General features: G+C 60.3%; 6 protein-coding genes. All 6 read left to right on the top strand.

Annotated elements, in window-relative coordinates; translation table 11 throughout:
- A partial coding sequence (locus ABSE61_RS36355; RefSeq protein ID WP_423875978.1) for an undecaprenyl-phosphate glucose phosphotransferase occupies positions 1-1,202 on the top strand: 1,202 nt, incomplete at its 5' end.
- A gap of 752 nt (positions 1,203-1,954) precedes the next feature.
- Entirely contained in the window at positions 1,955-2,200 is a 246-nt protein-coding gene (locus tag ABSE61_RS36350) for a hypothetical protein (protein ID WP_423875977.1), read from the top strand.
- Complete coding sequence (locus ABSE61_RS36345; protein ID WP_423875976.1) at positions 2,179-2,667, top strand: glycosyltransferase; 489 nt, start codon at positions 2,179-2,181, stop codon at positions 2,665-2,667. Before ABSE61_RS36350 ends, ABSE61_RS36345 begins: the two co-directional genes overlap by 22 nt.
- Before the next feature lie 46 nt (positions 2,668-2,713).
- On the top strand, positions 2,714-2,998 hold the full coding sequence (locus ABSE61_RS36340) for a hypothetical protein (protein WP_423875975.1): 285 nt from the start codon (positions 2,714-2,716) through the stop codon (positions 2,996-2,998).
- 186 nt (positions 2,999-3,184) lie between these two features.
- On the top strand, positions 3,185-3,460 hold the full coding sequence (locus ABSE61_RS36335) for a hypothetical protein (protein WP_423875974.1): 276 nt from the start codon (positions 3,185-3,187) through the stop codon (positions 3,458-3,460).
- A gap of 336 nt (positions 3,461-3,796) precedes the next feature.
- Complete coding sequence (locus tag ABSE61_RS36330; RefSeq protein ID WP_423875973.1) at positions 3,797-4,057, top strand: hypothetical protein; 261 nt, start codon at positions 3,797-3,799, stop codon at positions 4,055-4,057.
- Positions 4,058-4,170 lie beyond the last annotated feature (113 nt).

The following is a 4,170-nucleotide window of genomic DNA, read 5'->3' as shown; positions in this document are numbered from 1 at the left end:
GCCTCAAGGCCCTTGCGCAATTCGTCAGGCAAGCTCGCGACACGACCCTGTTTTGGGGCGCGATATTCGCGATGCTCGCCATCGCCGGTTTTGTCATGAAGATCAGCGAGGGATTCTCCCGCGGTTCGACCATACTGTTCTTCGTGGCAGGCCTTGCCGCATTGACATGCTGGCGCCAGTTGGTGGCTCGTTTGATCTCGACGGCGCTTGCGACCGGCTCCTTTGCCAAGAAAAACGTTATCGTCATCACCCAGCAAGACAAGAGCCTGTCATCACGATCGATGCAGGAGCTTCAGCGCTACGGCTATCAGCCGGTGAAGATCTGCGAAATCACCGCCCAGGAAGTTACGGCGCTGGGCGTCCCGGGTTCGCTGCAGGTAAAGCTCGCAGAGGTGATCGAGATGGCCCGCCACCAGCACATCGAAGATGTTTACCTATCGGTCGGCTGGCAGCATCATCGGGCGATCGACTCCATCCTCGACGCGTTGGCAGTGCTGCCGCTCTCGGTTCATCTCGTACCCGACGCGAGCGCGGCGCGATTTCTCAATTATCCAACCGCACATATCGGAAGCACCTGGGCGCTTAACCTGCGACGTCCGCCATTGTCGACCACCGAGCGCGCGGCCAAACGCTTCTTCGATGTCAGCTTGGCAACCGCAGGCCTCGTTATGCTTGCACCGCTGATGCTGATCACCGCATTGCTCATCAAGCTCGATTCCCGCGGTCCAGTGTTCTTCCGGCAAAGCCGTAACGGCTTCAACGGCCATGCTTTCAATATCTTCAAATTCAGGACCATGCATGTGCTTGAGGATGGAGCTGAGGTCCGCCAGGCAACACGCAACGATCCACGCGTGACCCGCGTCGGCCGCTGGCTCCGCCGTTCGAGCATCGACGAGCTGCCGCAACTTTTCAACGTGATCCTCGGCCACATGTCGCTGGTAGGCCCCCGCCCCCACGCGACGTTACACAATACCGAATATGAAAACCTGATCGCCAATTACGCATTCCGGCATCACGTCAAACCGGGACTGACGGGTTGGGCGCAAGTCAACGGCTACCGCGGCGAAACCAAGCTGATCGAGCAGATGGAACGTCGCGTCGAGTACGATCTCTGGTACATCAACAACTGGAGCCCGATGCTCGATCTCAGGATCGTCCTGCAAACCGCGATCGTCGCGCTGCGGCAGACGGCAGCCTACTGACGCACAAAGGGCCTCTCGGTGGGCACAGCCCGCTGGTTTTGAAGGCAGCTCGGCCCATTAATACTACCGTGACAATTGTGGCACGCAGCCGGCCCGTCCTGCTAGGATGGTGCATTGCAAAAAGACGGCAGCGGCGTTGCATTTTGTGAAAAAAAATCACTATGGCCAAGCGCGGCACGCTGATTGCAGATTCGAAAGAGAGCGGGCTACGTTTTTCGATGTCTTCGTGCGTCCGTGTTGCCGGCGACCAATCGAAGGCTGAGACGTAACCGCTATGCGTATTCTGCTCGTTGGAATCAATTACGCGCCCGACTTCATCGGAGTAGCGAAATATAATACCGAGCTTTGCGAGGCACTGACGTGGCTCGGGCACGAGGTGGCGTGTCATCACCGCCCCTCCCTATTATCCCAAATGGAACATTCCAGCTACCTACCGCAGCCGGGGCTACCGCTCCGAAGTCATCAATAATGTCCCCGTGACGCGGGCGCCGATTTATGTGCCCGCACAGCCGACCGGGGCCAAGCGTCTTTGTCCATCACGCCTCGTTTGCGTTGACGAGCCTGTGGCCGACTGTCTCAGCCGCGCTGGCGGCCCGATGTCGTCTTTTCGGTCGCGCCTTCACTAATGTCGGCAGCGTTTTCGGCGTGGATCGCGCGGCGCATCGGCGCAACTTCGTGGCTGCACCTGCAGGACTTCGAAGTCGGCCGCCTTCGATCTCGGCCTCCTCGGCAATAGACGGCTGAGAGCACCCATGATCGCGGTGGAACGGCGTATTCTCAAATCGTTCGGTTGTGTTTCGACCATCTCGCCGCAAATGCTCGACCGGCTGGCATCCAAAGGGGTGGACCGCGAGAAGATTTACGAAATTCGCAACTGGACCGATACAAGCCAGATCGCGCCAGGCGACAGGCTCACCGGCTTTCGGCGGCAATTGAATCTCGGTGCATCGCATTTCGTCGCACTCTATTCGGGCACATGTCCAACAAGCAGGGACTAGACCTGATTGTCGAGGCAGCACGATCGCTTGATCAAGCGGGCTCATCGATCAGGTTCGTGACGTGCGGCGAAGGCCCGCATAAGGCGATGCTGCAAAGTATGTCGGAAAGTCTCGGCAATATTCAGTTTCTTGGCTTGCAGCCGAGCGAGACCTTCGCTGAACTCTCGAAAACGGCAGATGCTCACCTGATCCCGCAACGGGTCGAGGCGGCCAACCTGGTGCTTCCCTCGAAGCTCGGCGGCATCTTCGCAACCGGTCGTCCTGTGATCGTGATGGCGCGGCCTGACACCGGACTTGCGGCAGAGTTAGCCGGAGGCGGCATCGTCATTCCCCCTGGCAACACCTCGGCGCTTGCGGATGCGCTACGGAATCGGTCCGGCCATGGCGCGATTGTCCGGGAAATGTCCGCCCCGGTAACCGTTGCTTCGTCTGCAACGCGTGCTAGTTTTAACAATCCCCTTAACTGAATCTTAGACGACTTCCGCCGAGGATCGGGCGAGGAGAGCCTTCCGCATGCTGATGGCCGTTCTTTGCAATTCACTCATTGGCGCCGTCCTAGGCATGCGCTTCAAGGTCCGGGTGCTGTTTCCGGTTGCCCCTCTCGCCTTCGCCGTGACGGCCGTCATCGTTGGATTGGCGCAAGCAGCCGTCGAGCCGGCGCTCCTTGCGGGCGTCCTTGCCGTTCTCATGATCCAGATCGGTTATCTCGGTGGCCTGCTCACACGGTGGTCCGTCGTCGCCGCTCGGACCTCACCGAAACGCTGGCTGCGTTCGACCCCGGCCACGCCACACGGCTGACATCTCATCAAGCCAACGCCCAATTAGAGGCGTGCATACAGCCAGCGCGTTGCGGCGTTTGAAGTTACGTGTATCGTCGGTTATTGCCATTTAAAATCCGGTGCGCGTGACTTGCCGATCGCCTTTTTCCTCCTTTCAGTACTAATCGCGCTTTTTCCTGTCCTGGCGATATGGGATGGGCTCGTCATGCAATCCCTGGCGGGAGCGCTCGCGGCCGTCACCATGGCTGCGGCCGGCGTAGCCGCGCGGGCCGTCGACGTCCAATTCGCCGCCCAGGTCACGCGGCGGCTCGGACTTGCGGCGGCAATTCCCGTCCTCTGGATGATCATCCAACTGTTGCCGATGCCCCTGCCGCAACTTTCTCACACCATCTGGATCAACAGCAACGAAGCGCTGGGCACCAAGGCGGGGGTCATATCAGCGTCGAGGCGCTGGCTTTCTAGCTCGCCAACATCGAGCTGATCCTCACGAGCGCCCTCGTTGCGGGAAATCACCGGCGTGCGGGCCGACTTTTCATCCTGCTCGGTGCGATGACAATCCTGACCGTCGTTGCGCTTCTCGCCGACCGTTTTTGCACGTCTTGGTCTTTGCACTTGGCAACCCACAGGACGTTCTTGGCGCTGCGAGTGCGCTTGGACTGATACTGTCGCTCACAGCTGGCGCTGTCGGCCTTGAGCGGGACGGAGGCCGCCGGACATTGCTGTTTGCAAGAGCGGTGTTCTGATCTGCGGGGCAGGATTGGCCGCCGCAGAGAATTCGAATATTGCCATTGTAGCCGCATTCGGCGCGGCGACTTTCGTGTCAATCCAACTCGACCGCCAACTGAAGCTGCCGGCCTGGAGTACAGCACTCCTGCTCGCGACGCTCGTAGTGGCAGCGGTCATGATCGTCGTGTGGCGCTTCGGTGCCGCGCGCGCGCCCTCGCCATTATTGCAATTCGCAACCGCCGCCCCGGCGGATTCGCTCGCGGTCGCACAGCGCCTTTTGTCAGACGCGGGATGGATGGGAGCCGGCGCGGGCACCTATGCGGTGCTGGTGTCGATCGGCGGGTCGGCATAGGGGGCGACCTTTTGGGTCGCTCCCCTGCCACACCACCCGGCATGCGGGTCCGCACCGGGCGGTTCGAGAGGTTGAGGTCATGAGAGACGGGGCAAGCCCAGCCGATCGAACCA

The sequence above is a fragment of the Bradyrhizobium sp. genome, assembly GCF_049519115.1.
Classification (GTDB): Bacteria; Pseudomonadota; Alphaproteobacteria; order Rhizobiales; family Xanthobacteraceae; genus Bradyrhizobium.
Note: the sequence above shows the minus strand (reverse complement) of the source record. Positions and strands in the feature narration are given on the sequence as shown.

Bases quoted from the DNA above. Each gene is read 5' to 3' on its own strand.
- ABSE61_RS36345 (WP_423875976.1), top strand. From the start codon at position 2,179: ATGTCCAACAAGCAGGGACTAGACCTGATTGTCGAGGCAGCACGATCG.
- ABSE61_RS36335 (WP_423875974.1), top strand. From the start codon at position 3,185: ATGCAATCCCTGGCGGGAGCGCTCGCGGCCGTCACCATGGCTGCGGCC.
- ABSE61_RS36340 (WP_423875975.1), top strand. From the start codon at position 2,714: ATGCTGATGGCCGTTCTTTGCAATTCACTCATTGGCGCCGTCCTAGGC.
- ABSE61_RS36350 (WP_423875977.1), top strand. From the start codon at position 1,955: ATGATCGCGGTGGAACGGCGTATTCTCAAATCGTTCGGTTGTGTTTCG.